Source organism: Riemerella columbina, from assembly GCF_030517065.1.
In the GTDB taxonomy this organism is placed as follows: domain Bacteria; phylum Bacteroidota; class Bacteroidia; order Flavobacteriales; family Weeksellaceae; genus Riemerella; species Riemerella columbina_A.
Window position 1 is genome coordinate 1,807,115 of record NZ_CP103950.1, and the last position, 24,076, is coordinate 1,831,190.

23 protein-coding genes are annotated in these 24,076 nt (G+C 41.3%); 10 read left to right on the plus strand and 13 right to left on the minus strand.

Features of this window, described 5'->3' with window-relative positions; all coding sequences use genetic code 11:
• Positions 1-4: 4 nt before the first annotated feature.
• Positions 5-1,189 carry a multidrug effflux MFS transporter gene (locus NYR17_RS08475; RefSeq protein WP_302505281.1) on the minus strand — a complete coding sequence of 395 codons (1,185 nt, stop codon included), beginning with the start codon at positions 1,187-1,189 and terminating at the stop codon, positions 5-7.
• A gap of 172 nt (positions 1,190-1,361) precedes the next feature.
• On the opposite strand from NYR17_RS08475, the gene hutG reads away from it, so the two are divergent.
• Together hutG and NYR17_RS08485 are read left to right on the plus strand one after the other, a co-directional pair.
• Complete coding sequence (gene hutG / locus NYR17_RS08480) at positions 1,362-2,303, plus strand: formimidoylglutamase (RefSeq protein WP_302505282.1); 942 nt, start codon at positions 1,362-1,364, stop codon at positions 2,301-2,303.
• Positions 2,300-3,583 carry an aldehyde dehydrogenase family protein gene (locus NYR17_RS08485; protein WP_302505283.1) on the plus strand — a complete coding sequence of 428 codons (1,284 nt, stop codon included), beginning with the start codon at positions 2,300-2,302 and terminating at the stop codon, positions 3,581-3,583. The genes hutG and NYR17_RS08485 overlap by 4 nt, the downstream gene beginning before the upstream one ends.
• Positions 3,584-3,652: 69 nt before the next feature.
• Here NYR17_RS08485 and pyk read toward each other — a convergent pair whose 3' ends face one another.
• Genes pyk through NYR17_RS08510 form a run of 5 tightly spaced genes read right to left on the minus strand, consistent with a single transcriptional unit; the run spans position 3,653 to position 7,816 of the window.
• Positions 3,653-5,098: a pyruvate kinase gene (pyk, locus tag NYR17_RS08490; protein ID WP_302505284.1), complete on the minus strand. Its 1,446-nt coding sequence runs from the start codon at positions 5,096-5,098 to the stop codon at positions 3,653-3,655.
• Positions 5,091-5,558 carry an IPExxxVDY family protein gene (locus tag NYR17_RS08495; RefSeq protein ID WP_302505285.1) on the minus strand — a complete coding sequence of 156 codons (468 nt, stop codon included), beginning with the start codon at positions 5,556-5,558 and terminating at the stop codon, positions 5,091-5,093. The genes pyk and NYR17_RS08495 overlap by 8 nt, the downstream gene beginning before the upstream one ends.
• Entirely contained in the window at positions 5,548-6,303 is a 756-nt protein-coding gene (gene rnc, locus NYR17_RS08500) for a ribonuclease III (protein WP_302505286.1), read from the minus strand. Before rnc ends, NYR17_RS08495 begins: the two co-directional genes overlap by 11 nt.
• Before the next feature lies 1 nt (position 6,304).
• Positions 6,305-7,549, minus strand: a complete 1,245-nt coding sequence (fabF, locus tag NYR17_RS08505; protein ID WP_302505287.1) for a beta-ketoacyl-ACP synthase II — start codon at positions 7,547-7,549, stop codon at positions 6,305-6,307.
• A gap of 27 nt (positions 7,550-7,576) precedes the next feature.
• Positions 7,577-7,816 carry an acyl carrier protein gene (locus NYR17_RS08510; protein WP_018675116.1) on the minus strand — a complete coding sequence of 80 codons (240 nt, stop codon included), beginning with the start codon at positions 7,814-7,816 and terminating at the stop codon, positions 7,577-7,579.
• Positions 7,817-8,046: 230 nt separating this feature from the next.
• Here NYR17_RS08510 and folE point away from each other — a divergent pair, with 230 nt between their 5' ends.
• Positions 8,047-8,712, plus strand: coding sequence for a GTP cyclohydrolase I FolE (gene folE / locus NYR17_RS08515; RefSeq protein ID WP_302505288.1), 666 nt, complete (start codon positions 8,047-8,049; stop codon positions 8,710-8,712).
• 63 nt (positions 8,713-8,775) lie between these two features.
• The gene (gene cysS, locus NYR17_RS08520; protein ID WP_302505289.1) at positions 8,776-10,248 is read left to right on the plus strand and encodes a cysteine--tRNA ligase; all 1,473 of its coding nucleotides are present in this window, start codon (positions 8,776-8,778) and stop codon (positions 10,246-10,248) included.
• 80 nt (positions 10,249-10,328) lie between these two features.
• Here the strand turns inward: cysS and lnt are convergent, their stop codons facing one another.
• On the minus strand, positions 10,329-11,924 hold the full coding sequence (lnt, locus tag NYR17_RS08525) for an apolipoprotein N-acyltransferase (protein WP_302505290.1): 1,596 nt from the start codon (positions 11,922-11,924) through the stop codon (positions 10,329-10,331).
• 489 nt (positions 11,925-12,413) lie between these two features.
• Here lnt and NYR17_RS08530 point away from each other — a divergent pair, with 489 nt between their 5' ends.
• Positions 12,414-12,587: a hypothetical protein gene (locus NYR17_RS08530; protein ID WP_302505291.1), complete on the plus strand. Its 174-nt coding sequence runs from the start codon at positions 12,414-12,416 to the stop codon at positions 12,585-12,587.
• Between the two features lie 129 nt (positions 12,588-12,716).
• Positions 12,717-13,136 (plus strand): VanZ family protein, encoded by a 420-nt coding sequence (locus NYR17_RS08535; RefSeq protein ID WP_302505292.1) that lies wholly within the window; start codon positions 12,717-12,719, stop codon positions 13,134-13,136.
• Between the two features lie 138 nt (positions 13,137-13,274).
• On the opposite strand, the gene NYR17_RS08540 is transcribed toward NYR17_RS08535, so the two are convergent.
• Positions 13,275-13,931 carry a hypothetical protein gene (locus NYR17_RS08540; RefSeq protein ID WP_302505293.1) on the minus strand — a complete coding sequence of 219 codons (657 nt, stop codon included), beginning with the start codon at positions 13,929-13,931 and terminating at the stop codon, positions 13,275-13,277.
• Positions 13,932-14,460: 529 nt separating this feature from the next.
• Between NYR17_RS08540 and NYR17_RS08545 the strand changes: the two genes are divergently transcribed.
• Both NYR17_RS08545 and NYR17_RS08550 read left to right on the plus strand, forming a co-directional pair.
• Complete coding sequence (locus NYR17_RS08545) at positions 14,461-14,880, plus strand: hypothetical protein (protein ID WP_302505294.1); 420 nt, start codon at positions 14,461-14,463, stop codon at positions 14,878-14,880.
• The gene (locus tag NYR17_RS08550; RefSeq protein WP_302505295.1) at positions 14,870-15,073 is read left to right on the plus strand and encodes a helix-turn-helix transcriptional regulator; all 204 of its coding nucleotides are present in this window, start codon (positions 14,870-14,872) and stop codon (positions 15,071-15,073) included. The genes NYR17_RS08545 and NYR17_RS08550 overlap by 11 nt, the downstream gene beginning before the upstream one ends.
• A gap of 127 nt (positions 15,074-15,200) precedes the next feature.
• Here the strand turns inward: NYR17_RS08550 and NYR17_RS08555 are convergent, their stop codons facing one another.
• The 3 genes from NYR17_RS08555 to NYR17_RS08565 all read right to left on the minus strand — a co-directional run bounded on the left by NYR17_RS08555 (position 15,201) and on the right by NYR17_RS08565 (position 18,976).
• Positions 15,201-17,345, minus strand: coding sequence for a helix-turn-helix domain-containing protein (locus NYR17_RS08555; protein WP_302505296.1), 2,145 nt, complete (start codon positions 17,343-17,345; stop codon positions 15,201-15,203).
• 59 nt (positions 17,346-17,404) lie between these two features.
• Positions 17,405-18,292: a YihY/virulence factor BrkB family protein gene (locus tag NYR17_RS08560; RefSeq protein WP_302505297.1), complete on the minus strand. Its 888-nt coding sequence runs from the start codon at positions 18,290-18,292 to the stop codon at positions 17,405-17,407.
• A gap of 165 nt (positions 18,293-18,457) precedes the next feature.
• Positions 18,458-18,976 (minus strand): gamma carbonic anhydrase family protein, encoded by a 519-nt coding sequence (locus NYR17_RS08565; protein WP_302505298.1) that lies wholly within the window; start codon positions 18,974-18,976, stop codon positions 18,458-18,460.
• Positions 18,977-19,110: 134 nt separating this feature from the next.
• Between NYR17_RS08565 and NYR17_RS08570 the strand changes: the two genes are divergently transcribed.
• On the plus strand, positions 19,111-19,989 hold the full coding sequence (locus tag NYR17_RS08570; RefSeq protein ID WP_302505299.1) for a NifU family protein: 879 nt from the start codon (positions 19,111-19,113) through the stop codon (positions 19,987-19,989).
• A 55-nt stretch (positions 19,990-20,044) separates the two neighbouring features.
• Entirely contained in the window at positions 20,045-21,076 is a 1,032-nt protein-coding gene (gene hemH, locus NYR17_RS08575) for a ferrochelatase (RefSeq protein WP_302505300.1), read from the plus strand.
• A 132-nt stretch (positions 21,077-21,208) separates the two neighbouring features.
• On the opposite strand, the gene NYR17_RS08580 is transcribed toward hemH, so the two are convergent.
• Both NYR17_RS08580 and NYR17_RS08585 read right to left on the minus strand, forming a co-directional pair.
• Complete coding sequence (locus NYR17_RS08580; protein ID WP_302505301.1) at positions 21,209-22,567, minus strand: porin; 1,359 nt, start codon at positions 22,565-22,567, stop codon at positions 21,209-21,211.
• A 62-nt stretch (positions 22,568-22,629) separates the two neighbouring features.
• Positions 22,630-24,054, minus strand: coding sequence for a glycerophosphodiester phosphodiesterase family protein (locus tag NYR17_RS08585; RefSeq protein ID WP_302505302.1), 1,425 nt, complete (start codon positions 24,052-24,054; stop codon positions 22,630-22,632).
• Between the last annotated feature and the right edge of the window lie 22 nt (positions 24,055-24,076).

A 24,076-nucleotide genomic window follows, 5' to 3' on the forward strand; every position in this document is an offset into this window, starting at 1 on the left:
AAGTTTAATTATATTTTTTACCGATTAACAACAGAACGAAACTCAGCACACTGAGCACAAAGATACTCGCCACAAAAGGAAATACCGTGCCATCAGCTAAACTTCCTACCAAAAACGAGACCAACGCCCCCAGTGCCATTCGCATACTTCCATTCAGTGCCGATGCCACACCAATATGCGTTTTGATTTTCTCCAAAGACAGCGCCGTAGCATTCGGATTGATAAAGCCCAACAAAAATAAAATGCTAAATGTAAACGCACTCATTGCCCATAGTGACAGCTCCAAACTGCACACGCTCAGCAAAAACAACACCGATACCAACACTTGTAAAAAGGACATCAAGCGGGTGAGTCGGTACAGATGCCAGCGTTTTAGCAATAGATTATTAACCTGACTCCCCAAGATAAACCCAAAGGCATTCAGCCCAAAAAGAAGTCCAAATGTGCTTTTATCCACGCCATATAACGACATCAAAACAAAAGAAATAGACGCGATATACGCAAAGAGAATAGACATCGCAATGCTCCCCGACAGGCTGAAAAAGGTAAATGCAGGCTGTTGCAGCGTGCGGACATAATTGCTAAAAATAGGTTTGAGCCGAAGCTCTATCGCTGTATTAGCGCCTTGGGTTTCTTTCAAAAAGAAAAAGAGATTGCCCAACAGCACCACCGCCACGAGGGACAGAAACACAAAAATAGCCTCCCAACTGAAATGCGTGAGCAAGAAACTCCCCAGCGTAGGCGCAATAACGGGAGCAACGCCCATCACGAGCAAAATCGATGAGAGCATCCTCGCTACCTCTGCCACAGGAAATTGGTCACGGATAATCGCCATACTCGCCACCATTCCCACACTCGCTCCCAACGCTTGCACAAAACGGCTGCCTACCAAACTCCATAAATTCGGCGACAGCGCACACGCCAACGATGCCAAGGCATACAACAAAAGCCCCAACAGTAGCGGTTTTTTGCGTCCATAGCGGTCTATCAGCGGTCCATATATCAGCTGTCCGATAGAAATGCCAATAAAATAGCCCGTAAGTGTATAAGAAACATCGGCTGCCTCCACGCTAAAACTCTTCGCAATAGCTGGAAAACCAGGCAAATACATATCAATACTAAACGGACCAATTGCCGCTACGCCACCCAAAAGCACCACCAGCGTGAGCCTTTCCGTTTTATTCATCATTGCGGCAAAATTAGGTATTTTTATTGAGATGATAAAACCTCAAAAACCAATCCAGCACCTTGATTTCCTCAATAATTAAAAACATTTTGCATTATCAAATGAAGGTTGAAATCTAACCGCAGTATATTCATTTTTTTTCTTTATCTTTACATGGATTAAAATTTCAATTTTTATGAATCAAATTTGGAAAGGTCGGTTTGATGGCGATGAGCCGTTATACCATCGGTTATTCCAACGGGTTATTTTAGCGGACCACCACACCGAAATCCGCCCTTTGGATTTTGCACTTTTAGGATTTGCCGTAGATGAGGGCGTTAGGCGAAATCGCGGCAGAGTGGGCGCCCAAGAGGCTCCCAACATCATCAGAAAAAATATGGGCAACTTCCCTGTGGTACAGCCCCAACTTAGGGTTTTGGACTTTGGAAATGTCTCTTGCGAGCATCAGGATTTAGAGCGTGCGCAATCCCAACTCGCTGAGAAGGTCAAGCATCATCTGCAAAGTGGCGCCAAATCTATCGTTTTAGGAGGTGGCCACGAGGTGACTTACGCCCATTATTCTGGCATTCGGCAGGCTTTCTCTGATCAAAAAATCGGTATTATCAATATTGATGCCCACTTTGACAACCGAACCCCAAGTGACGGGTTGGCTTCTTCAGGAACTGGATTTTGGCAAATTGCTCAAGAGCAAAATTGGCAATCGTTACACATTGGCATACAGCGCAATAGCAATACCCTTCAGCTTTTTGATGATGCCCACACTTGGCAGATGAAATACATTTTAGCCGAAGAGATTTTCTTTGAAAACCTCCCTAAAATTTATGCCACCATTGATGAACTGGTTGCCAGTGTAGATGTTCTCTACCTGACCATTTGTATGGATGTGTTTAATGTCGCTATTGCCCCTGGTGTGAGCGCTCAAGCCTATAATGGTATTTTTGCCGATGCCACTTTTATGCACTTTTATAAGCATATTCTTGGGCAGCAAAAACTTGTGGCTTTAGATGTGGCAGAGATCAACCCTCAATACGATTTACAAGAGCGCACAGCGAGGCTGGCAGGGTCTTTGCTGAACGAATGGCTGATGATACAACCTCAAAATCACGCATTATTATGATAGAACAATCTTTAGAAAAAGCCCACCAAAGCTTTCTACATTGGAAGAATATTCCATTTGAAGAACGACAAACTTACCTCAAAACATTAGCCGATGTTTTGAACCAAAAACGCCATCAGTTTGGGCAATTGATTACCCAAGAGATGAACAAGCCAATCAGCCAAGCCGTGGCAGAGGTGGAAAAATCGGCAACGATGGCGGCTTTCTACTCCGAAATAGAAAACCCTCTGCAACCAGAACACATCAACACAGAGTTTAAAATCAGCGAGGTTCACCCTACCCCACTGGGCGTTATTTTGGGTGTGATGCCTTGGAATTATCCATTTTGGCAAGTTTTGAGATTTGCCATCCCTACCATTTTAGCGGGCAATACCGTGGTGGTCAAGCACGCTTCTATCTGTAAAGGTAGTGGTGATACCATTGCCCAAGCCTTCGCAGAAGCTGGCTTTCCAGAAGGCATATTTCAGCATTTAGATGTGGGACATCAGGCTATAGAAACCATTTTAAAACATCCTGCCGTGCAAGGAGTAAGCCTGACAGGCAGCGAGAAAGCAGGAAGTTCTGTAGCGAGCATCGCGGGGCGAGAAATCAAAAAATCTGTATTGGAATTAGGCGGAAGTGATGCCTTCATCATCTTAGATGATGCCGATTTACAAGAAGCCGCCAGCGTGGGCGCATTATCCAGACTTCAAAATTGTGGGCAGACTTGCATTGCTGCCAAACGCTTTATTGTCCATCAACAAGTGAAAAATGAATTTTTGCCATTATTTATTGCGGAATATCAAAAATTTCAGCCTAACGATCCATTTTTAGAAAGCACCAACCTCTCAGGGATGGCGAGAAAAGATTTGGCAGATGAGTTAGAAACCCAATATCAAAAAGCGATAGAACACGGTGCAGAGATCGTGCTACCACTCGTGAGGCTCTCCGATGTGAATTTTCAACCTGGGCTTATTTTGGTCAAAAAAGGAAATCCGATTTTGCAAGAAGAACTGTTTGGACCGCTGGGCATTCTTATGGTCGCAGAAAATGATGAAGATGCCATCAACCTCGCTAATGCGGTGCCTTTTGGTTTAGGCAATGCGGTGTGGAGTGCCAATACTTCTCGTGCGCTCCAAGTGGCAAAGGCTTTGGAGTCTGGTACAGTGAGCATTAACGCAATGACCAAATCTGATGCACGGTTGCCTTTTGGTGGCGTGAAAAAATCAGGCTACGGCACGGAACTTTCCCTAAAAGCTTTGTTTGAGTTCACTTATCCTAAGACCATTGTGGCACCTTAATATCAACATAAAACCCTCCGTTTCAATGAAAAAGCGGAGGGTTTATTTTTTTATGATTTAATGGTCATTTTAAACCGTAGAAAGTCTTAGCGTATTGGTCATACCACCGTTGTGGACTGGCATCGCATTGAGGTTCACCACAAAATCACCAGTTTCTAAGAAACCATAATTTTTGGTCAATGCGTTCACTTGTATCACGGTTTCATCAGTGGTTTTCTCCATATCGTAATAGTACGCACGCACGCCCCAAAGCAGGTTGAGCATCGTGAGCACTCGGCGGTTGGCGCTATAAACAATGATGTGAGAATCTGGTCTGTGTGCAGAAATCTGGAACGCTGTATACCCCGAATGTGTGAGCGTTACAATGGCTTCCGCCCCTGCACTTTGGGCAATTTTAACCGCTGAAAGGCAGATTTTATCCGTGATAAACCGCTCATTAACACAGCTGATTTTATCATCTAAAATGGTATTTCTATTATAATAATAATGTGTTTTTTCTATACCTTTCACAATTTTTGCCATATTTTTAACCACATCTACAGGATATTTCCCCACGGAAGTTTCCCCAGAGAGCATCACAGCATCGGCACCATCTAACACGGAATTGGCGACATCATTCACCTCAGCTCTGGTTGGGGTAAGGCTGTTGATCATCGTCTCCATCATTTGTGTGGCTATGATGGCTGGTTTGGCATACATTCTGGCTTTTTTAACCAATGTTTTCTGAATGACAGGCACTTCCTCCATCGGTACTTCCACGCCTAAGTCGCCTCGTGCAACCATAATACCATCGCATTCCGCTAAAATCTCATCGATGTTTTTAACGCCTTCTGGTTTTTCTATTTTGGCAATAATTGGAGTTTTGAAATGGTTGGTTGGGTGTTTTTTTATCAACTCTTTGAGGTCCTTAATATCTTGAGCGTGGCGCACAAAAGAGAGGGCAATCCAATCCAACTCCAAGTCTAAAATGAAATTGGCATCTTGAATATCTTTCTCCGTGAGTGCTGGCAGAGAAACATTGGTATTCGGCAAGTTCACGCCTTTTTTGGAGCTTAAAGGTCCGCCTTGTATGGTCTTGGCGCGAACGGTATCTTTCAGGTTGGTTTCTATCACCTCTAAGACCAGTTTACCATCATCAATGAGGATTCTCTCGCCTACTTTTACATCTTGTGGAAATTTCTGATAAGTCATATAAACCTTGGTAGAATCGCCTTCCATTTTTTCATTGGTAAAGGTGAGAATATCTCCAGGGTTGAGGTACGAGCCTTCTTTTACCACGCCTACGCGCAGTTTAGGACCTTGCAAATCGCCTAAAATAGACACCGCAAAGCCGTACTCTTGGTTAATTTCTCTAATAAGGGCTACATTTTTCCGTACCAAGTCATAATCGGCGTGGGAAAAATTGATTCTAAATACATCTACGCCCGCTTTGATGAGCTCTACCATTGTTTCCTTGGAAGAAGATGCGGGTCCTAATGTGGCTATTATTTTGGTTTTCTTTAAATGTTTATTCATAGTATTGAATGGTTTGATAGAACTTTTGTTCTGGACTTAATACCACCTCTTGGAGGGGAAAAGTCAGCTGTTCCGGCAGCAAAATTACAGAAAATTTAGTAAATACATCCTTTATTAACAAAATATAATCTACCTCTGGATACTGTGGGAAAATATACATAGGCTCGTATAAATCTGAAAATAAATCTATTACATCTGTTTTTTTCTGTGCGTGATGAGATTTATTCGCTACAAAGCTATAAATGGTTCGTGTAGCTTCATCATAGGTTTGGTATCTGGCAAATTGATACACCAGCGAGTAATCATCCATCTCCACATCTTCCAATCTACTGAATTTAAACGGATTGATGCGGTTGAGTTTAAAAAAAAATTCATAATCTTCCATCCGATGAGCAAGCCGCAATAACCCCACTGTGCGCTCCTCCTCCTCCGCTTCAAGAATGAATTTTTTATTTTTCAATGATTTTTTGTTTTTTGTTTAATGCATAAAAAGCGCGCTGTGCCACTTTCTCTTCGGCTCTTTTTTTGGAAGTTTCCGTAGCATTGGCTATTTTTTCGCCTTCTAAGAAAAGAAAAGTTCTAAACCTTTTATTTTGGTTAGACAGACTTTCCTCTTGGGTCTCGTAGGTTATTTTGAGTTTATGTTTTTGGCTCCACTCTAAGAGCAAACTTTTATAACTGATGATTTTATGCTCCAGCCTCAGGATTTCCGAATGTGGCAAAAGCTTTGTGAGCACCAGTTTTTGGCATTCCTCGTACCCTAAATCCATATAAATAGCTCCGATAAGCGCCTCCAACAAATTCCCCGACAAGTCCTCACTATGTTTATAGCCTTTTCTCCCTTTAATAAGGCTTTTGAGCTTCAGTTGCTCCCCTATTTGGTTCAAATTTTTTCTATTGACAATCTTGGACTTCATCTGAGTGAGAAAGCCCTCATTTTTTTGCGGATATTGGGTATAAAGATAATATGAAATAATGCTTCCTAACACCGCATCTCCCAAGAATTCCAATCGGTCATAGTTTAAACTACACCGCTGCGTTCTTAGTGAAAAAGCCTCCTGATACCAAGCGATATTCTTAGGTTTCAGGCTTAAAATTTTGTTGAGGTTGTTATAGAGAAAATCGTCTCTATCGGTATATTTTTGAGCTGTGGAAGATGCAGGTTTCCTTACAAAAAATTTTCTAAGATAGCCTGTAAACTTCATTTTATACTTTCTTAAAGAGTACACACGCATTGTGTCCACCAAAACCGAAAGTGTTACTCATCGCAATGTCCACTTGCTTCTCCACAGGGTGGTTGAAGGTAAAGTTGAGACGAGGGTCTATTTTCTCATCATCTGTAAAGTGGTTGATGGTTGGTGGCACCGTATTATGAACAATAGTTCCGATGGCTGCTATGGCTTCTATAACCCCTGCAGCGCCCAACAAATGCCCTGTCATAGACTTTGTAGAGTTGATTTGAATATCAAAAGCGTGCTCTCCCAACAAGCGAGAAATCGCGTTAGACTCCGCTATATCGCCCAATGGTGTAGAAGTGCCGTGCATATTGATATGGTCTACCTCATCAGCGGTTACACCAGCGTCTTCTAAACAATTTTTCATCACCAAATAAGCACCCAAACCTTCTGGATGTGGTGCGGTCATATGGTGGGCATCAGCACTCATACCGCCGCCTTTCAGCTCGGCATAAATGGTAGCGCCACGCTTTACGGCGTGTTCATATTCTTCTAAAATAATACAGCCAGCGCCTTCGCCTAAAACAAAGCCATCTCGGTCTTTGTCAAACGGTCTTGAAGCGGTTTTTGGGTCATCATTTCGGGTAGAAAGTGCCATCATCGCATTAAACCCTCCTACGCCACTTGCTGTAACAGCAGCCTCTGAACCACCACAAACGATCACATCTGCCTTTCCTAATTGGATGAGCATTTTAGAGTCTATAATGGCATTCGCAGAAGATGCACAAGCCGACACAGTGGTATAGTTAGGCCCGTGGAAGCCGTATTCTATGGAAATGTGCCCTGGTGTGATGTCCGCAATCATCTTCGGGATAAAGAATGGGTTAAACCTCGGGATTTCTGTATTTGCCCAGCCTAAAACTTCGTTTTCAAAAGTTTCTAAACCGCCAATACCAGACCCCCAGATCACACCAACACGATTTTTATCTACATTGGCTTCTATAATCCCAGAATGGGCAACAGCCTCGCGGGCTGCTACTAAGCCCAATTGCGTATTTCTATCCATTTTTTTAGCCTCTTTTTTATCAAAAAAGTCTAAAGGATTGAAGTTTTTAACCTCACACGCAAATTTCGTTTTAAAATTAGTGGCATCGAAAAGAGTAATTGGAGCGGCACCGCTCTCACCTTTGATTAGGTTTTCCCAATACTCTTTAGCATTATTTCCTATAGGGGTAATAGCACCAAAACCGGTTACAACTACTCTTTTCAATTCCATAATTTTAAGTTTTTACAAAAAAGTTAATTATTTGTTTACCACTTCTTCTACATAGGTAATTGCGTGCCCTACTGTAGTAATTTTTTCTGCTTGGTCATCAGGAATTTGGATATTGAACTCTTTCTCAAATTCCATAATGAGTTCCACAGTATCAAGCGAGTCTGCGCCTAAATCATTAGTGAAACTAGCTTCTGGAGTTACTTCTGTTTCCTCCACATCCAACTTATCAGCGATAATCGCTTTTACTCTTGATGCAATGTCTGACATAATATATAAGATTTAAAAAATTATTAATCGGTGCAAATATATGAAATTTAGTTTCAATTTCATTATTTTTGAAAAAAATTCCTTCACTGACCTCTTTTTTATCTTCTCCTTCGGTTGCTTACCTCGGTCTATTGCTTGTGTTTCAGTTGATCACTCCGCACTTTTTGGAACAAAAATATTCAGCTATCTCAAAAGATTTTCTTAATTTTGCTCTCTAATATCGTTTTAAAATGAATGATTTTTTTGATAATGATGATGATGTTTTTACTGGCAAAGAGCACACCCCACTCCGCGAAGATGCTTTTGTAAAAACACCCGAGGAGAAAATAAAAATTATAGAGCAACATTTTGCCGAAATTATGCATACTCTGGGGTTAGATATGTCCGATGACTCTCTAAAAGACTCCCCAAAACGCGTGGCTAAAATGTATGTGAATGAAATTTTTGGCGGCCTCCTCCCTGAGAATAAACCAGGCATCTCTACTTTTAGTAATAAATACAAATACCGCCAAATGCTGGTGGAGAAAGACATTACCGTTTATTCTTTCTGCGAGCATCATTTCCTACCGATTATTGGGAAAGCCCATGTGGCGTACATCTCTAACGGCGAGGTTATCGGACTTTCTAAAATCAATAGAATTGTAGATTATTACGCCAAACGCCCACAGGTGCAGGAGCGCCTTACCATGCAAATTGCCGATGCGATGAAGGAAGCCCTCGGCACAAAAGATGTGGCGTGTATTATTGATGCCAAGCACCTTTGCGTGAACTGTCGCGGCATTAAAGACACCGCCAGCTCTACCATTACGGCAGAATTGAGCGGCATTTTCCGCACCAATCCCATTACGAGACAAGAGTTTCTGCACTATGTAGGCAGCCACACCAAGCTTGATTAAAAGAAAAGCCACGGCAATCGTGGTCCCCCTCAACGAATTATACATTTTTAAAATTATCTTATTTTGGAACTCAAAATATACAACTCTCTATCAGGAGAAAAGGAAATTTTTAAACCCATTGTAGAAGGCAAAATCGGGATGTATGTCTGCGGCCCTACGGTATATAATAATGTCCATTTGGGCAATGTTAGGACTTTTATGTCTTTTGATTTTATCTACCGTACCCTCCTCCATTTGGGCTACCAAGTTCGCTATGTTCGTAATATTACCGATGCAGGACACCTGACCGATGATGGCGATGTGAACAACGACCGCTTCGTTAAACAATCTCGGTTAGAAAAACTGGAGCCGATGGAAATTGTGCAGAAATATACCGTTGATTTCCACCACATTTTGGATTTATTCAACCTCCTGCCACCGACTATTGAGCCCACCGCTACGGGACACATCATCGAACAAATAGAGCTTACACAAAAACTCATCGACAAAGGTTTTGCCTACGAAAGCAATGGCTCGGTGTATTTTGATGTGGTGGCTTATAACCAGCGCGGACTTAACTACGGCGAGCTTTCACGAAGAAATATAGAAGAACTTTTTGCTAACACCCGAGATTTAGACGGTCAAGGCGAGAAAAAAAATCCGCAGGATTTTGCCCTTTGGAAAAATGCCTCGCCGCAGCATATTATGCGCTGGAATTCCCCTTGGGGCGCTGGTTTCCCTGGTTGGCATTTAGAATGTACCGCGATGAGCACCAAATATTTAGGTGACCAATTTGACATCCACGGCGGCGGTTTAGACTTAAAATTCCCTCACCACGAGTGCGAAATTGCACAAGGTAAAGCCTGCAATGATACCGAGCCTGTTAATTATTGGATGCACACCAATATGCTCACAATGAATGGACAGCGGATGAGCAAATCCACCGGCAATTACATCCTCCCTATTCAACTCATTTCTGGCAATAATGATTTTTTTGAAAAGCCTTTTCATCCTTCCGTGGTGCGTTTTTACTTTATGCAAGCCCACTACAGAAGCGTTTTGGATATTTCCAACGAAGCGCTCATCGCCAGTGAGAAAGGTTTCCAAAGGCTGATGGAAGCCATTAAAATTTTAGACCAACTAACTCCTAATCCGAACGACCAAGAAGATGCCGAATTCAAGGTTTCCGAGTGGCAAGAGAAATGCTATGCCGCATTGTTGGACGATTTCAACTCACCGATATTGATTGCCCACCTCTTTGAAGCTGTGAAGTTGATCTTCGCCTTGAAAGACCAAAAAGCGACCATTTCGGCTCAAGATTTAGAAACCCTAAAACGCCTGATGCACGATTTCGTTTTTGAGGTTTTAGGCTTGCAAACCATCGAGGAAAATAACAACGAAAAGTTAGACCAAGCGCTACAAATCCTCATCAATCTGAGAAACCAAGCCAGAAAGGCTAAAAATTGGGAGCTCAGCGACCAGATTAGAGACCAACTCCTCGCCTATGGCATAGAACTGAAGGATGGCAAAGACGGCACTACTTATACTTTGAGTTAAATTTTAAATATTTAAAATGAAAATCCATACAATTACATTCAATTGTATGGATTTTTTATTGATTTATCCCTTAATTCCGCTTAAAATACGCTCTTTCCTCTTATTTTTTCTACAAAAAGATAGCAAACGAGGAAGCCTAAGGCAAAAATACAAATTCTGGAAAGTAAATCGCCGGCGCGGGTATAGAAAGTAGTGCCATTATAGAGCTGAATATCGGAAACCAATACCGTGCGGTCTCCATAAAAGGTGTCTTCTAAGATATTCCCCTTAGCATCGATGTGTGCAGATATTCCACTGTTGGCAGCGCGCGCTATTTCTCGGCGGTTTTCTATAGCCCGCAGTCGTGCGTAAGCCAAAAGCTGCCGATGCCCCTGCGAGATGCCCCACCAAGAATCATTGGTGACTATTCCTAAGAAATTGGCGCCTTTTTTAACATAATCGGTAACGAATTCGCCGTAGACGCTTTCATAACAGATGATAGGGGCTATTTTCCCTTGATTAAATGGGTTGCTGAATACGACGCGCTCCTCACTTTGTCCCAAAGAAGAGATCGTTCCTCCAAAATTAAGCATCGCATCGCCTAAAAGAGGTTTAAGGACTTTAATATAAGGGAAAATCTCTACTCCTGGCACCAATTTCCCTTTATGATAGACTTGATAACGCCCTTGTGGCTCTATCTGTATGGCAGAATTATAGGCTTCTACCTCTATTTGGTCTCTATTTCTAATTTGATAAGTGGAAACGCCGCCCATAAATACCGATTTGGGATGCGCTTGGAGAAAATTTTCCACTAATTGAACCTGTTTGCTGTCTTTCAGTCCGTTCTCTGAGAGCCCTCCATAGCCAGGGAAAGCGGTTTCTGGGGCAAGGTAATACTCAATTTGAGGGGTTTTATCGTTTTGGGCTAATTCTAAAAGTTCCGAAACAATTTGTAGGCTATCTTTTTGGTATTTTTCGGTGTAGGGGTTTAGATCCGGCTGCATCATCATCACTCTGACTTTGCCGATCGGTTTTTCATCAAATTGTTGGTATTTTATTAAGGAAATGAGAATTGGAACACCCATCAAAGCGATCAGTATGCCCATATTCTTTATTAAATCTTTGGATTTTCTACCCGCTTCCCAGATTCTAAGGGTATAAAATGCCCAAACATTGACTATTAGCACCCAAAAACTGCCGCCTGTGGCGCCCAAAGTGTCATACCACTGGATGAGTTGTGGTTTTTCTGCGAAAACATTGCCTAAATTGAGCCACGGCCAAGTGAATTCCCAAGCGAGGTGGAATTTCTCAAACGACATCCATATGGCGATAAAAAATGCGAGCCCCCAATAGGTGCCTTTTGCCTTTTTGTACCAATGGTAAAGCTGGAACGCCAAGCTCATCAATAACGCATTGACCACCACGGGAAAAATTACTGCAAACCAAGCGTGTGAGCCATCTGGGTTTCTTGCTTCGTAGAGCCAGCCTGTTGTTACGGCATTCCACACAACAAACGCGAGGTAAGCGCAACCAAAAACTGCCCAACTTTTGTGATTTATGCTTGAAAATTTTGTGATTTCGTGCTCTAACATCAGTAGCGGTACCCACGCAATAAATATAAAATAGGGAATGCCATAGGTGGGCCAAGAAATGGAGAACAATAATGCCGAAATGAGGGCTAAGACGATGTATTTCATAAGGGTTGTTTTGAGAAACAAAGATAATGTTTTAATTTTTATTGGTAAAGGGGAGGTTAAAGATCTTGTTTTAGAGATTTTGGGGATTGTTCCGCTCGATTGATTGTTAGGTTTGTTCTTTTTCTTGATAAAAAGAACCAAAAATCAAGGCGGGGAAGACTACGGCTAAAAATTTAGCCCTTTGCCTAAAAGCTCTGGAACTCGCTCCTATCGTCGCTCAAACAACAGAGCTTTCTTAACGCCAAAGGCTTTAATTTTTTTAACGCCTCCGTATTCCTATGTCGTTAATGCGTGCTTATTATTAAGCTCATTTGAGTTATTTTTAGAATTAAGGAAGTTGAAAGGTTGAGGGTTTTAAGTCTTTTGAGAGATTAGGTTGTTATTATTTGGAAGAATGGTTGATGTTTTGGGAATTTTGGAAGTTATTCCGCCTTTCTTTTGGCTTGACCCAAAAGAAACAAAAGCTCAAGACTCAATTTCTCGGCTAAAATGGAAACTAAAAAGCTAAAAGTTTTAAAACTTGCTCCTATCGTCACTTCAGACAAGAAAACTTTTTTAACGCTTTTTGCTTTTCCATTTTTTAACGCCTCCGAAATTGGAGGTCGGAAGGAAAGTTTGGGGATAAAAAGGGATAAAGGGTTAAGAGTGGAGAGTATTTTTTGAGATTTGATAGTTGTTATTGGGAGAATGGTTGATGTTTTGGGGATTTTGGAGGGTGTTATTAGAATAAGGATTGGTATTTTAGGAGAATTGAAAAGTGTTTTTGGGAAATTGTTTGTATTTTTGTGGCTTATGCTAAGGAAAATCTTTTTGGTTTTTATTATTGGCTATGCAGGGCTGGTGCTTTATCTGATGTTTTTTGGTTTTGGGAGAGTGCCTTATCCACAGCCGATTGCTCGGTTGGCACCGCTGGTTTCTACTTTCCGTTTTGTGATGCATAGCATTCGTTGGTCTTCTGTTTTTATCAATATTGTGGGGAATTTGGTGCTTTTTGTGCCATTTGGGTTTTTAGGCGTGGTTTTTCCTCAGTATCAGAAGTTGCAGCCGCTGGTTTTTGATATGATGAGTGCTATTATCATCTTAGAGGCAGTGCAATACTTTAGCCGATTGGGTATTTTTGATGTTGATGATATCCTTCTTAATAGTATGGGCGTAGTTTTAGGTTATTGGATTTACCATGATCTACGCCCATTTTTTAATTATCGTTTTTAAAGTGCTTCTTTCTTTACTTTTATTAGATGTTCCGCCTTTTAGGGTTTCTATTTTATTACAAATGATAGAATTCCCTGAGAGACAGAGGCTAAAAAAGCTTTAAAAAGGATTGTTTTAGTTCTTAAAATTATAATTAGACTACTCCACTGCCTTGCCAAATATTTGAAGGAACTGTTCTTGGTCGCTTAGGGCATATTTAGCGTAAGCGTGGAGCTCTCTCATCCAATGGTCTAAGTCAGCGAAGGCTTTATTTTTGTCTTTCGTAGATTGCTCGCTTTCGTTTTTCTCCTGAGCATAGGTGGTATAGGCATTTTTGACTTCAACCACTTTAGCCAATTGATTAGTAATATCCTCTTGGGTAATTTTTACCCTTGCCAAAGGTGTTCTTAGGCTCTCAACCTCATCAAGGTGGGTATAAAATGCGGTAATCTGCTCCAATAGAACCAAAATAGCAGTTGCCGTTTTGATATTTAGCCCTAAGGAAATCTTGGCTTCGGGATTGTTTTTGAAAACCAATCTTGCTTTATTCCTGTGCTCGGCATAGATTTTAGTCAGTTCATCCATTTTTTGTTTAAAATGGAGGTAGGCGACCTTTTTCTCTTCGGTTTCTTTCTTATTTGTGCCGTAGAGGGCTTGCGCTTTCTCATAAAGGGCTTTGCCTTTGGTCAGTTCTTCGGTATTATAGCCATAATCATCTAATTTTGTAGAGATGGCATTGTTTGTTTCAATGGTTTTAAAGAGCACTGCGGCATTTTGAAGCATTTCTTCGTTGGTAAAATAGACTTTTTGTGACATCGCTTTACTTTTTATTGTTAATAAGATTATTTTTTCCGTTGCAATTTACACAAAAATATGAAACTTTTCTATATTCCGAATATTTTTTTTCATTTTCCGCCAACTAATTTTATTTTCCGCTGTTTTTGGGCTATTTTCCGACATTCATTTTCTATTTTCCGCCCTATTTTTTGTATATTCCGCCCTTTATCTTATCCATTCCGCTGCTTTTTTGTGTTATTCCGAATGCTTTTTAAGTTATTCCGCTAATTTTTTTCTCTGTTCCGCTCTTCAAATTGAGTATTTTTAAGAAGATTATGTCTATTTCTGTTTTCATCTTTGGTCTTTGGGAGAAAATGGAGATTTATTGGCTTATTCTTGGTGGCATTGTAGGCATTCAATTGGTTAAAATGTAAAGTTTATTTGTCAATTTGTAAAATTTGTTTTACATTTGCAAGCAAATATTATAAAACATCATCTTATGAAATCTTATTCTCTCCTGCCGAACTATTATCAGAAGATAGGTTAGGCAATTTTAGTTCCTTCGCTAATGATTAGCGTGGTTTATTTTATTGGTTTTTTGGTGCCTGGTGATGAATGGGCTTGGCTTAGCCTGCTCGAACAATGGCAAATAACGGTACCTGCAATTTTTTCTAACCAATGGCTTAATGATGAGGCTTCTTTTACGCTCGTTCGGACGCCTATTATCAATCTGGTGGCTGTTTTGGTGATTATTGGTGGGCTTTTGGTCGGTTTTAGCCAAGAAAAAGAGGAAGATGAGTATATTGCGAGCCTTAGGCTGCGCGCTGTGTTATGGAGTTTGCTCGTTAGTTATGTAGTTTTCCTTATGCTGTACTTGACTTTATATGGTCTTATCTTTTTGGAGGTCATTTTATTGCAAGCGTTTTTGCCTTTGTTGCTTTATATCTTTCGTTTTCGTTATCTTTTGTCTAAAAATTATGAAAAATAACATCAAAATAGAGCGGACTATCCTCCAACTGACACAAGAAGCCTTAGCAAAGCAAATTGGTGTAAGTCGGCAGACCATTAATGCCTTAGAAGCGGGGAAATATATCCCTTCTACCCTATTGGCGCTCAAAATTGCTAAAGTTTTTGGTAAACGCGTGGAAGATCTTTTCCAACTAGAAGACAGCGATTATTAAAATAAACCTCCATTCCTATTTAATATAGGTGTGGAGGTTTGTTTTTGCCTTTTGAGGCTTTATTTTAAGGCTTTGGAGGGTTATTTTATCGATTTTAGATATTATTTTGATGCTCATTAGCCTTGTTTTAGTCCTCTGGGTGGTCTTCGGCTTGTTTTTCATCTAAATAACGGTAGTGGTTCCAAAGGAGGCGTATTTCGTGGTATTCAAAATCTTCTGGGAGGTGCTTTTTCCAATCGTTAAGGTTCTCCTGTGGGGCTTTCTGGTACTGTTCACGGAAGCGTTGATCTTTCTCTTTGCTAATGATTCGGCTCAAATCTAATAATCCACGCTCAGCGAACTTCGCCAGATGTCCATAAATGGTAGAAGGCACCAAGTTGCGCTCTTCGGCAATCTCTGCAATGGTCTTGCCTTGCTCAAAAAGTTGAAAAGTGAGGATATGCGTGGGCACTTTTAGAGCGTTGATTTCTACTTTGGTGTCATTCTGCGCATCAAAGAGGGCAGTTTCCATTAAATGGGCGGTTTTGAGCTGGTTGAGGTAGTCCTCTAAGTCTTCTAAAAGGGTATGGGTAACCTCGTTGAACGCCTTTAAGCCCTTGGCGCCTTTGGTTTCGGCATAAAAATGCTTAATGGGTGTAAAGAATTCGTTGTGAACTTCATTATAATAGAAATTAACGGCGCCTCGGGTTTTCTCTTCTATGCTCTGCCAAGTGTCCTGCCCTTGCCCCATCTTATGCACCTTTGCGGCGATAATCTTTTGCAACTTCTCATAGATGGTATTCCAATTTTTTAGCTTAGGGAGGAGGGCTTGGTAAAGTTTTTCGGCTTTGCGGCGGTTTAAATCGCGAGAGACCAAGGCTTGATTGTACCAATTGCCCCAATCCCGCTCAAACCAAAGCGGCTCTATGCGAGAGAGTACCTTATCTAAGGCGTAAGCGTGCTTTTCGGTGTTGATGATTTCGGTGATGCGCTCGTTGGCGTGGGTATCGTCTTGAAAGCGATTAACACGGCGGTCATTAAATACGGCATTTTTGGTAATTTCGGATTTGAGAATGATGCCTTGGAGGGTGCGGCAGCGCGAAAGTGCTACATAAACCTGCCCCGAGGCAAAGGATTGCCCTGCATCTATAATCACCCTATCAAAAGTAAGCCCTTGGGACTTGTGGATGGTGACCGCCCACGCCAAACGGATAGGATATTGCTCAAAACTGCCTAAGACTTCCTCCTCCACGCTCTTGTCTTCGCCCAAGGTATAGCGTTTGTTTTCCCAAGTTTCTTTTTTTAGGGTATAAGTTTTGTCATCGCCCTCTATCAGGACGGTAATTTCTGTGGGAGAGAGCACCATAACCTCTGCGAGTTTGCCATTATAATAGTGGCGCTCGCCACTGGCATCGTTGCGGATGAACATAATCTGTGTACCGACTTTAAGCTCCAGCTCCTCATCGTTAGGGTACTGGTTTTCTTTAAACTCGCCAGTGATTTTGGCTTTATAAGTATAAGATTTTCCTTTGAGTTCTTGGAGTTTTTTCTGGTTGATGCTATCCGCCATCTTATTATGCGAGGTCAAATAGACATAGGTTTCCTTCTGGGGTTCAAAATCGGGGAGGTAGCGTTCATTGAGCTGTTGGTAGCCTTCATCACTCAGGTGCCCTTCTCTAATTTCATTGAGGATTTTTAAAAAATCTTCATCTTTTTGTCTGTAAACCTTGGTGAGCTCTATGGTGATGAGTTCTAAGTTCTCTAACGCCTTAGCGCTGAAGAAAAACGGGGTTTTGTAATACTCACGGAGGATGTTTTCATCTCTTACCACTGGTGGCAGCTGGTGTAAATCTCCAATGAAGAGCATCTGCACGCCTCCGAAAGGCTTTCCGTTCCTTCTGATGTGCCTTAGGGCGAAATCCATCATATCTAAGACATCGGCGCGGAGCATTGAGACCTCATCAATGATGATTAACTCCACCTCACGGAGTAGTTTGAGCTTATTCTTTCGGAATCTGAAGTGCTTGAACAAGTCTGCGATGTTATTGCCCAAGCGCTCATCCACCCTATCATGTGTTGGAAAGAACGCGCGCAATGGTAAGCCAAACATCGCGTGTATCGTGACTCCTCCAGCGTTAATCGCGGCGATGCCCGTGGGCGCCAGAATGATATGGCTCTTCTTGGTACGCCTCACGAAGTCCATTAGAAAGGTGGTTTTTCCTGTTCCTGCTTTGCCCGTTAAAAAAACGGAGCGATTGGTAAATTCTAAAAGCTCAAAGATGTCCGAATTCATAGAGCGAAAGTACGGAATTTATTTCAGATTTGGTATTCCGTTAGTTTTGTGCTCTATTTTTAGTGTTGGGGTATCCATTCCGCCCCTTCGGAGGGTTTTATCTCGTAATTTTTGTGCTGTGCGTAGACTTTAGTAAATACTGCGCCCAAGAATAAGATCTGGCAGATGTAGTTCATCCATATCATCACCAAAATCAAGGAGCCTGCCGCCCCAAAGACCGATGATGGCTTGGAGTATTCAAAATAAAAACCGATGAGATACTTCCCTATTTCAAACCATATTGCCGTGAGCAAGGCGCCCACCCATACTGCCCTCCACGAGATGGATATATCTGGCATATATTTGAATATAAACATAAACAAAAGGGTGATTAACCCTATGCTGATGATAAAATTGACCACGCTGAATGCCAAAGTTACGGAAGTGCCAAAGTGCTGCTCCAGCCATACATTAGACGCGGACAATAGCGATGCTGCTAATAAGTTCGCTAAGAATAAAAGGGCAATCACCACGATTAACAAAAAGGCTAAGCCTCTGTCTTTTATGTATTCTTTAATGGTTTCGGTGGAGGCTTGGCGTACGCCCCACACCCTGTTCAACGATTGTTGGAGGTTAAAGAATAAAGTTGTTGCACCGAAGATTAATGCTAAAACACCCACGGTCTTCATCCAGAAGTTTTTGCCGTCTGCCAAGGCATTGGTTATCATTTCTGTGAAATTTTCTGTGGAATCTTTGCCGATGACCTCGCTCATCTTGGTTAGGAGTTCTTGTCGCACATTATCATCGCCTAAAAATAAGCCTGCAATCCAAATGATAATGATGAGCAACCCTGGCAGCGAGAACATCGCATAATATGCCAAGCCCGCACTATCCCGAGAAGCGGGCGAGTTGTTCCATTCCTTAAAAGTGGTTTTTAATATTTCCCAAAAAGCGTTTTTTTGTTTCATCTATCTGTGGATTTTATTCGGTTCAACATTTATCGCCTATGAAATCAATCGTGTTTGATGCTCGGCTTCTCCCCTTGCAAAATCCTTGCCTAAATGGCGCACTGCGGCTCTTTTATTTCAATTAAAATAGATGATAAAACGCCCTTTGGATCTGGTATTCCGCTATTATTCCTCCTTATACCAACTGGAATATTTGACATAATTTTGGGCGATTCTATTGACCTCGCCTTCCAATAATTCAGGGGAAATATCTTTGAGTTTCTTGGCTGGAATGCCACCCCAAACCTCGCCAGATTTGATGTGTGTGCCTTGGGTTACCACGGAGCCTGCGCCCACAATAGAGTTGCTCTCTACCACGCAATTGTCCATCACAATGGCGCCCATTCCAATCAATACATTGTCGTGGAGCGTGCAGCCGTGCACAATGGCATTATGCCCTATAGATACATTATTGCCGATGGTCAGTGGGTATTTTTGATAGGTACAGTGGAGCATCGCGTTGTCTTGAACATTCACACGGTCGCCCATTTTGATATAATGTACATCGCCACGGATCACGGCATTATACCAGATGCTGCATTCTTTTCCCATTTGTACATCGCCGATGATGGTAGCGTTTTCGGCTAAAAAAGTGTCTTCGCCAATTTGTGGTGTTTTGCCTAAAAGGGTTCTAATTAGTGCCATAGTCTTGGTTATTTTTAAAATTAAGTTATGCGCCAAAGCCTTTATCTCTCGCTTTCATTGAAAAAAACTAAAACGACTACGCTTTGGTCTCATTTGGTTTGTTTATTTTTGCAGTTCCAAATTTAATTATAAAAATGCGAAACATCATTATAGAAGCCACAGAAAACCCAAAGGTGATGAAATTTATTGCCGACTATACCCTGATCCCTGGGGCACTGGAGCTGGATAGACAATCGGATATTTCCGAAATTCCTCTGGCTCAGGAGTTGTTTAATTATCCTTTTGTGGATAAGATTTTCATCACGGCTAATTTTGTGGCGGTAGCCAAGCAAGATACGGTAGAATGGGAGCATGTTGCCCAGAATTTGAAAAATGTAATTGAAGATGAACTCCTCGCCAACCCAAGAATTTATAAAGCCAAAGCGAAAATAGCGTATCAAATCTATGCGGAGATGACTCCGAACCCTTCAGTGATGAAATTTGTGTCTTCCAAGCTGCTGATTGATGGCTTTGTGGAAGTGAAATCAAGATCGGAAGCGCAAGAAGTGCCTTTAGCACAAGCTATTTTTGATGAATTTGACTTTGCTCAAGAGGTGTTTATCTCGGATAACTTTGTAGCGGTAACGAAAGATGATTCTGTACAATGGCACGAGGTTATGGTGGCTGTACGCGCCTTTATTGCGGAATATTTACAAAATGGCGGCGAAATTTCTCGCCTTAAACCACAAGCCCACGAAAATCCTGTGGAGCAAATTATCAACCGTGAATATACCGACCAAGAACAGAAAATCAGCGATATTCTTAATGAATATGTTGCGCCTGCAGTGGAAAATGATGGAGGGAAAATCTCACTCATTGAATATGATGAAAGTACCAAAACGGCAAAAATGCTCCTCCAAGGGGCGTGTAGTGGCTGCCCAAGCTCTACCGCAACGCTGAAAGGTGGTATAGAAAATATTCTGAAACAATTTGTGCCAGATTTAGTAGAAAAGGTGGAAGCCGTTAATGGATAACGCCTCTCAATAAAAAAAACGCAATATCAACAACCCCAATTTCTCTCTAAAATCTATGGCAAAAAAAGGTATATTATTAGTAAATTTAGGTTCGCCAAAATCGACAAAGGTAGCGGATGTTAAAAGCTATTTAGATGAATTCCTAATGGATGAAAAGGTGATAGACTACCGCTGGTTTTTCCGTGCACTCTTGGTTCGTGGTATTATTTTGAACACGCGCCCGCCTAAATCTGCCGCTGCCTATGAGAGTATTTGGACGCCAGAAGGCTCTCCACTGATTGTCTACACAGAGAAAATTAAACAAAAACTCCAACAGCGTGTAGACCTCCCAGTAGCCATCGGTATGCGCTACGCCGAGCCCAGCATAAAACACGGCATCCAAGAATTGGTAGACCAAGGGGTAACGGATATTGTGCTGTTTCCGCTCTATCCTCAGTATGCTATGAGCACCACAGAAACCGTGATAGAGAAAGCGGAAGAGGTTCGTAAAAAGTATTTCCCGAAGATTAGAATAAACTATGTGCAGCCTTTCTATAACCGAGAAATCTACATCAATTGTCTTGCGGAAAGCCTCCAAGAGAAGCTCCCTGCCGAGTTTGATGCGTTGCAGTTTTCTTATCACGGCGTTCCTGAGAGGCACCTCTACAAAACCGACCCTACCCATACCTGCAACCTCAACGATTGTTGCTCTCGGGAAGACAATCCCAGCCATTCTTTTTGCTATAGGCATCAATGTTTTAAAACCACAGAGCTGGTAATTGAGAAGCTCAACATCCCCAAGGAGAAAACGGTGATTTCGTTTCAATCTCGGTTGGGAAAAGATAAATGGATAGAGCCTTATACGGATGAAACTCTGGCTGCCCTGCCACAAAAAGGGGTTAAAAAGTTAGCCATCTGTTGTCCTGCCTTTGTCTCCGACTGTTTGGAAACTTTGGAAGAAATCGCTATAGAAGGAAAAGAGGAATTTCTGCACGCTGGAGGGAGCGCTTACCACTACCTCCCTTGCCTTAATGATGAAGACCGCTGGATAGAGGTCATCAAAACCCTCTGCGAAGAAGAGCTGGAGAAGTTTTATCTGGTGGGATGAGATAAAAATGATTACAAAAAAGGCTGTTATTTATAACAGCCTTTTTTATTGACTTACGCCATTATATCATCAAAAAAAATGAGGCTATATTAAATATAACCTCATTTACATTACTTTAAAGATAAATGATCTTTAAAAAGAGAACATCATTCTTGCTTGTACAGAATGGAAGTTTTTATCATCTGGGTAATATGGATTATCTAAATTGGTATAGGTATATCCCGCAGATATGATGGCATGCCTGTTAATGGTGTAGTTAAGCCCTACGGTAGCGGCATGCGCCTTCCCTCCTGCAATACTCAATGATTCATTAGGGTAGTCGGTAATATTGCCATCTGGATAAAATTTATTTTTACCTTTTAGGAACACATCTCCATCCTTGATATCGTTTAGGTTAGTGTAGCTGTATCTTGCGACTAATTCTAAAGCTCCTGGCTCATAGTTCCCACTAATCAATGCGAATTCCTTATTGTATTTATAGTTGGATTTGTTATTAAGCAAGTAGCCTAATTCTAAGTAACCACCATCAAAGTTAGAATCTCCAAGCGGGTTGGCTTTTTGCCAGCTCTTAAGTGTGGTCCAGCTCCAAACGCCACCTAACTGAGCATCAAACAGCTCTTGATCAGGTCTTTGCTTGGTTATTTTCTGCATCATATACTCTCCACGCGCAAAGAATCTTGGCGTTTTCACCAATCCTTCAAAACCTATTTTGTAAAGGTTTTTAGCCCATGGCACATTAGCATTAAGGAATTCTTTATTGTGGTCTCCCATTTCTAATGCTGATGATACATTAAGGTTGGTTTTTAGTGTTCTGCCTTCGTTAATGAGCTCTCCTCCGTTGATTTGTCTGTATCTTAAAGATGTACCAATATGAGCGGTAAGTTCTGGTTTATTTACTGGGATGTAAACATAGCGCCCTGTGAGGTTCCAGCTTTGGTTACCTGCTGGTTTTTTATTTTCTAAGACATCTTCGGTAAATATCCCTTGGTCTGAGAAGAAGTGGTTGTTATAATATTTATAAGTAACCCCCAAAGCACGGAAGTTCCCTAAAGCGTTTACCGTAGTAGGACGGTTGATGAACTTCATAGCATACTCACTGGTATTCAGGTTCATAGAAAACGGCTCTGCGTAGTATCCGAACTTGATGCTCTTAGAACTTTGTTCGTCATTTTTTAAATAATATCTTACAAAGAGATTGCGCTGATGGAATTTACCTCCACCGAAATCAAAATCGCCATAGAAATACCAGTTTTTGTAAGTTAGAGAGGTTCTTACACGGGCATCTGAGATGTCTGCACCGGATCTTACTGGGGTAAAATCACTGCTGTTATAAGCTAAATCTGTAATGAATCTGGCACCTAATGTGATTTTAACATCGTCTTCCGGATTGTCATAAATATAATAAGGTTTGATAGCGGCTCTATCTTGTGCCAATGCTTGTCCTGAAATACCTAAGGAAAGTAATGCTATCAGTATGATATTCTTTTTCATAAGTTTAATAATTATAATAAGTTAGAGGTGGCCCCTCTGTCTTGATTTGTTAATAATATGTATTAGTATCCTAATCTTTTAAGTAGTTCTGAAGAGTCTGGTACATTCTGAGCGGCATTTTTATTTCTTACGCCTTTTTCCACATAATAATGTAGTGTTTCTTCAGCTCTGTTGGTAAACATAGCATCACAATATGGTGGTGCTGCCAAGTTACCTATGCTATTGCCAAAGTTATAATCTCCGAAGTATTTTTTCATTTGATCTTTGGTATCAAAAGAATAAGGGTGAATTTTCATATTAGAGCGTCTGATAAGGTCTGCTTGCCAAGGTTTAAGTAATTCTGGATAATTGTTAGGCGCCCCTGCAATAGATGGCCCTGCAAAATGGGCTAAATTATCTACCCCTAAGTTAATAAACGAGGCGTACCCCTGAGGAGAATCATCAGACATATCTGTAGCACCTGTACCTTTCCATAATAAGAAACACATAGGCACTTGCCCTTTAAAGAAATCTTTTATTCTCTTTAAACTTTGTAGTGAGAAGGTTTGTAAAATCACTTTACCATTGGTATTTCCTACATTTACTTTACCATTGATATAGAATGGTGTATTCTCCGCTTCTGGTTTTGTGATGATGTTCATATTGTATTGATCCAACTCATCATACACCATTTTTTCAAACTCTGCAGGGTTGAGCCACGGTTCTTTAAACTCAACATAAATCCCTGGGCGGTTCCCTGTATCTTGGTCATCTACCACATACTGCGTGGTGTATTTTACTCTTTTTTCTTTGGCACCAGATAGTGGATGAGACATCACCTCCGTGGTTAGTACTTTGGTTGTAGCCACACGCTCTCCGTTAGCATCTCTTTTGAGTTTATAACCTCTGGCATACATAATCATATCTTCTAAAGAAGAAATGTACTGGTGCTGTGTTGTATAGCCTGCTCTGGCTCTTTCTGGGTTAACCTCATTAAACCATGTTCCAGCATCTAATTTCAATAATTCCTCATAGGTGTAAGAGCTTGGTAGGTTAGGGTAAAAATTCTTTTGGTCATCTGCTACCATTTGGTCTGCCTCTGCAGAGGTGTAGCCTAAATCTAAGTAATATTGTTTTCTTGTTGATGGTAAATGCTCACCATAAACGGTTTCAATATTTGTGGTCCGCTTCAAGTTGTCATCATGAAGGGCTAAGATCACGCCGTCTTTAGAAACTTGTAAGTCTGCTTCCATATAGTCAGCGCCTGTTTCTCTTGCCCATCTAAATGCGGCTTCTGTTTCCTCTGGCGTCCAGAATGTGGAGCCTCTGTGTGCAATTACGGCATTTTCTGGCACATAATCTCGCACTTTAATCATCTCTGGCGAAAGCTGTTTCACCTCTACTTTTGTTGCATCAACATCAGGATTCTGTACTTCCCGATCTGCATTACAAGACACCATAGTTACTAAACATACGGCTACGCTTGCTTTTAGTACATTTTTTAGCATAATGAAAATTTATTTGAGTTAA

Bases quoted from the DNA above. Each gene is read 5' to 3' on its own strand.
- hemH (WP_302505300.1), top strand. From the start codon at position 20,045: ATGGCAAAAAAAGGTATATTATTAGTAAATTTAGGTTCGCCAAAATCG.
- NYR17_RS08510 (WP_018675116.1), bottom strand. From the start codon at position 7,816: ATGTCAGACATTGCATCAAGAGTAAAAGCGATTATCGCTGATAAGTTG.
- NYR17_RS08535 (WP_302505292.1), top strand. From the start codon at position 12,717: ATGCTAAGGAAAATCTTTTTGGTTTTTATTATTGGCTATGCAGGGCTG.
- NYR17_RS08475 (WP_302505281.1), bottom strand. From the start codon at position 1,189: ATGATGAATAAAACGGAAAGGCTCACGCTGGTGGTGCTTTTGGGTGGC.
- NYR17_RS08585 (WP_302505302.1), bottom strand. From the start codon at position 24,054: ATGCTAAAAAATGTACTAAAAGCAAGCGTAGCCGTATGTTTAGTAACT.
- folE (WP_302505288.1), top strand. From the start codon at position 8,047: ATGAATGATTTTTTTGATAATGATGATGATGTTTTTACTGGCAAAGAG.
- NYR17_RS08545 (WP_302505294.1), top strand. From the start codon at position 14,461: ATGATTAGCGTGGTTTATTTTATTGGTTTTTTGGTGCCTGGTGATGAA.
- rnc (WP_302505286.1), bottom strand. From the start codon at position 6,303: ATGAAGTTTACAGGCTATCTTAGAAAATTTTTTGTAAGGAAACCTGCA.
- NYR17_RS08485 (WP_302505283.1), top strand. From the start codon at position 2,300: ATGATAGAACAATCTTTAGAAAAAGCCCACCAAAGCTTTCTACATTGG.
- NYR17_RS08530 (WP_302505291.1), top strand. From the start codon at position 12,414: ATGGAAACTAAAAAGCTAAAAGTTTTAAAACTTGCTCCTATCGTCACT.
- fabF (WP_302505287.1), bottom strand. From the start codon at position 7,549: ATGGAATTGAAAAGAGTAGTTGTAACCGGTTTTGGTGCTATTACCCCT.
- NYR17_RS08555 (WP_302505296.1), bottom strand. From the start codon at position 17,345: ATGAATTCGGACATCTTTGAGCTTTTAGAATTTACCAATCGCTCCGTT.
- NYR17_RS08540 (WP_302505293.1), bottom strand. From the start codon at position 13,931: ATGTCACAAAAAGTCTATTTTACCAACGAAGAAATGCTTCAAAATGCC.
- pyk (WP_302505284.1), bottom strand. From the start codon at position 5,098: ATGAATAAACATTTAAAGAAAACCAAAATAATAGCCACATTAGGACCC.
- NYR17_RS08560 (WP_302505297.1), bottom strand. From the start codon at position 18,292: ATGAAACAAAAAAACGCTTTTTGGGAAATATTAAAAACCACTTTTAAG.
- lnt (WP_302505290.1), bottom strand. From the start codon at position 11,924: ATGAAATACATCGTCTTAGCCCTCATTTCGGCATTATTGTTCTCCATT.
- NYR17_RS08550 (WP_302505295.1), top strand. From the start codon at position 14,870: ATGAAAAATAACATCAAAATAGAGCGGACTATCCTCCAACTGACACAA.
- NYR17_RS08580 (WP_302505301.1), bottom strand. From the start codon at position 22,567: ATGAAAAAGAATATCATACTGATAGCATTACTTTCCTTAGGTATTTCA.
- NYR17_RS08570 (WP_302505299.1), top strand. From the start codon at position 19,111: ATGCGAAACATCATTATAGAAGCCACAGAAAACCCAAAGGTGATGAAA.
- NYR17_RS08565 (WP_302505298.1), bottom strand. From the start codon at position 18,976: ATGGCACTAATTAGAACCCTTTTAGGCAAAACACCACAAATTGGCGAA.
- hutG (WP_302505282.1), top strand. From the start codon at position 1,362: ATGAATCAAATTTGGAAAGGTCGGTTTGATGGCGATGAGCCGTTATAC.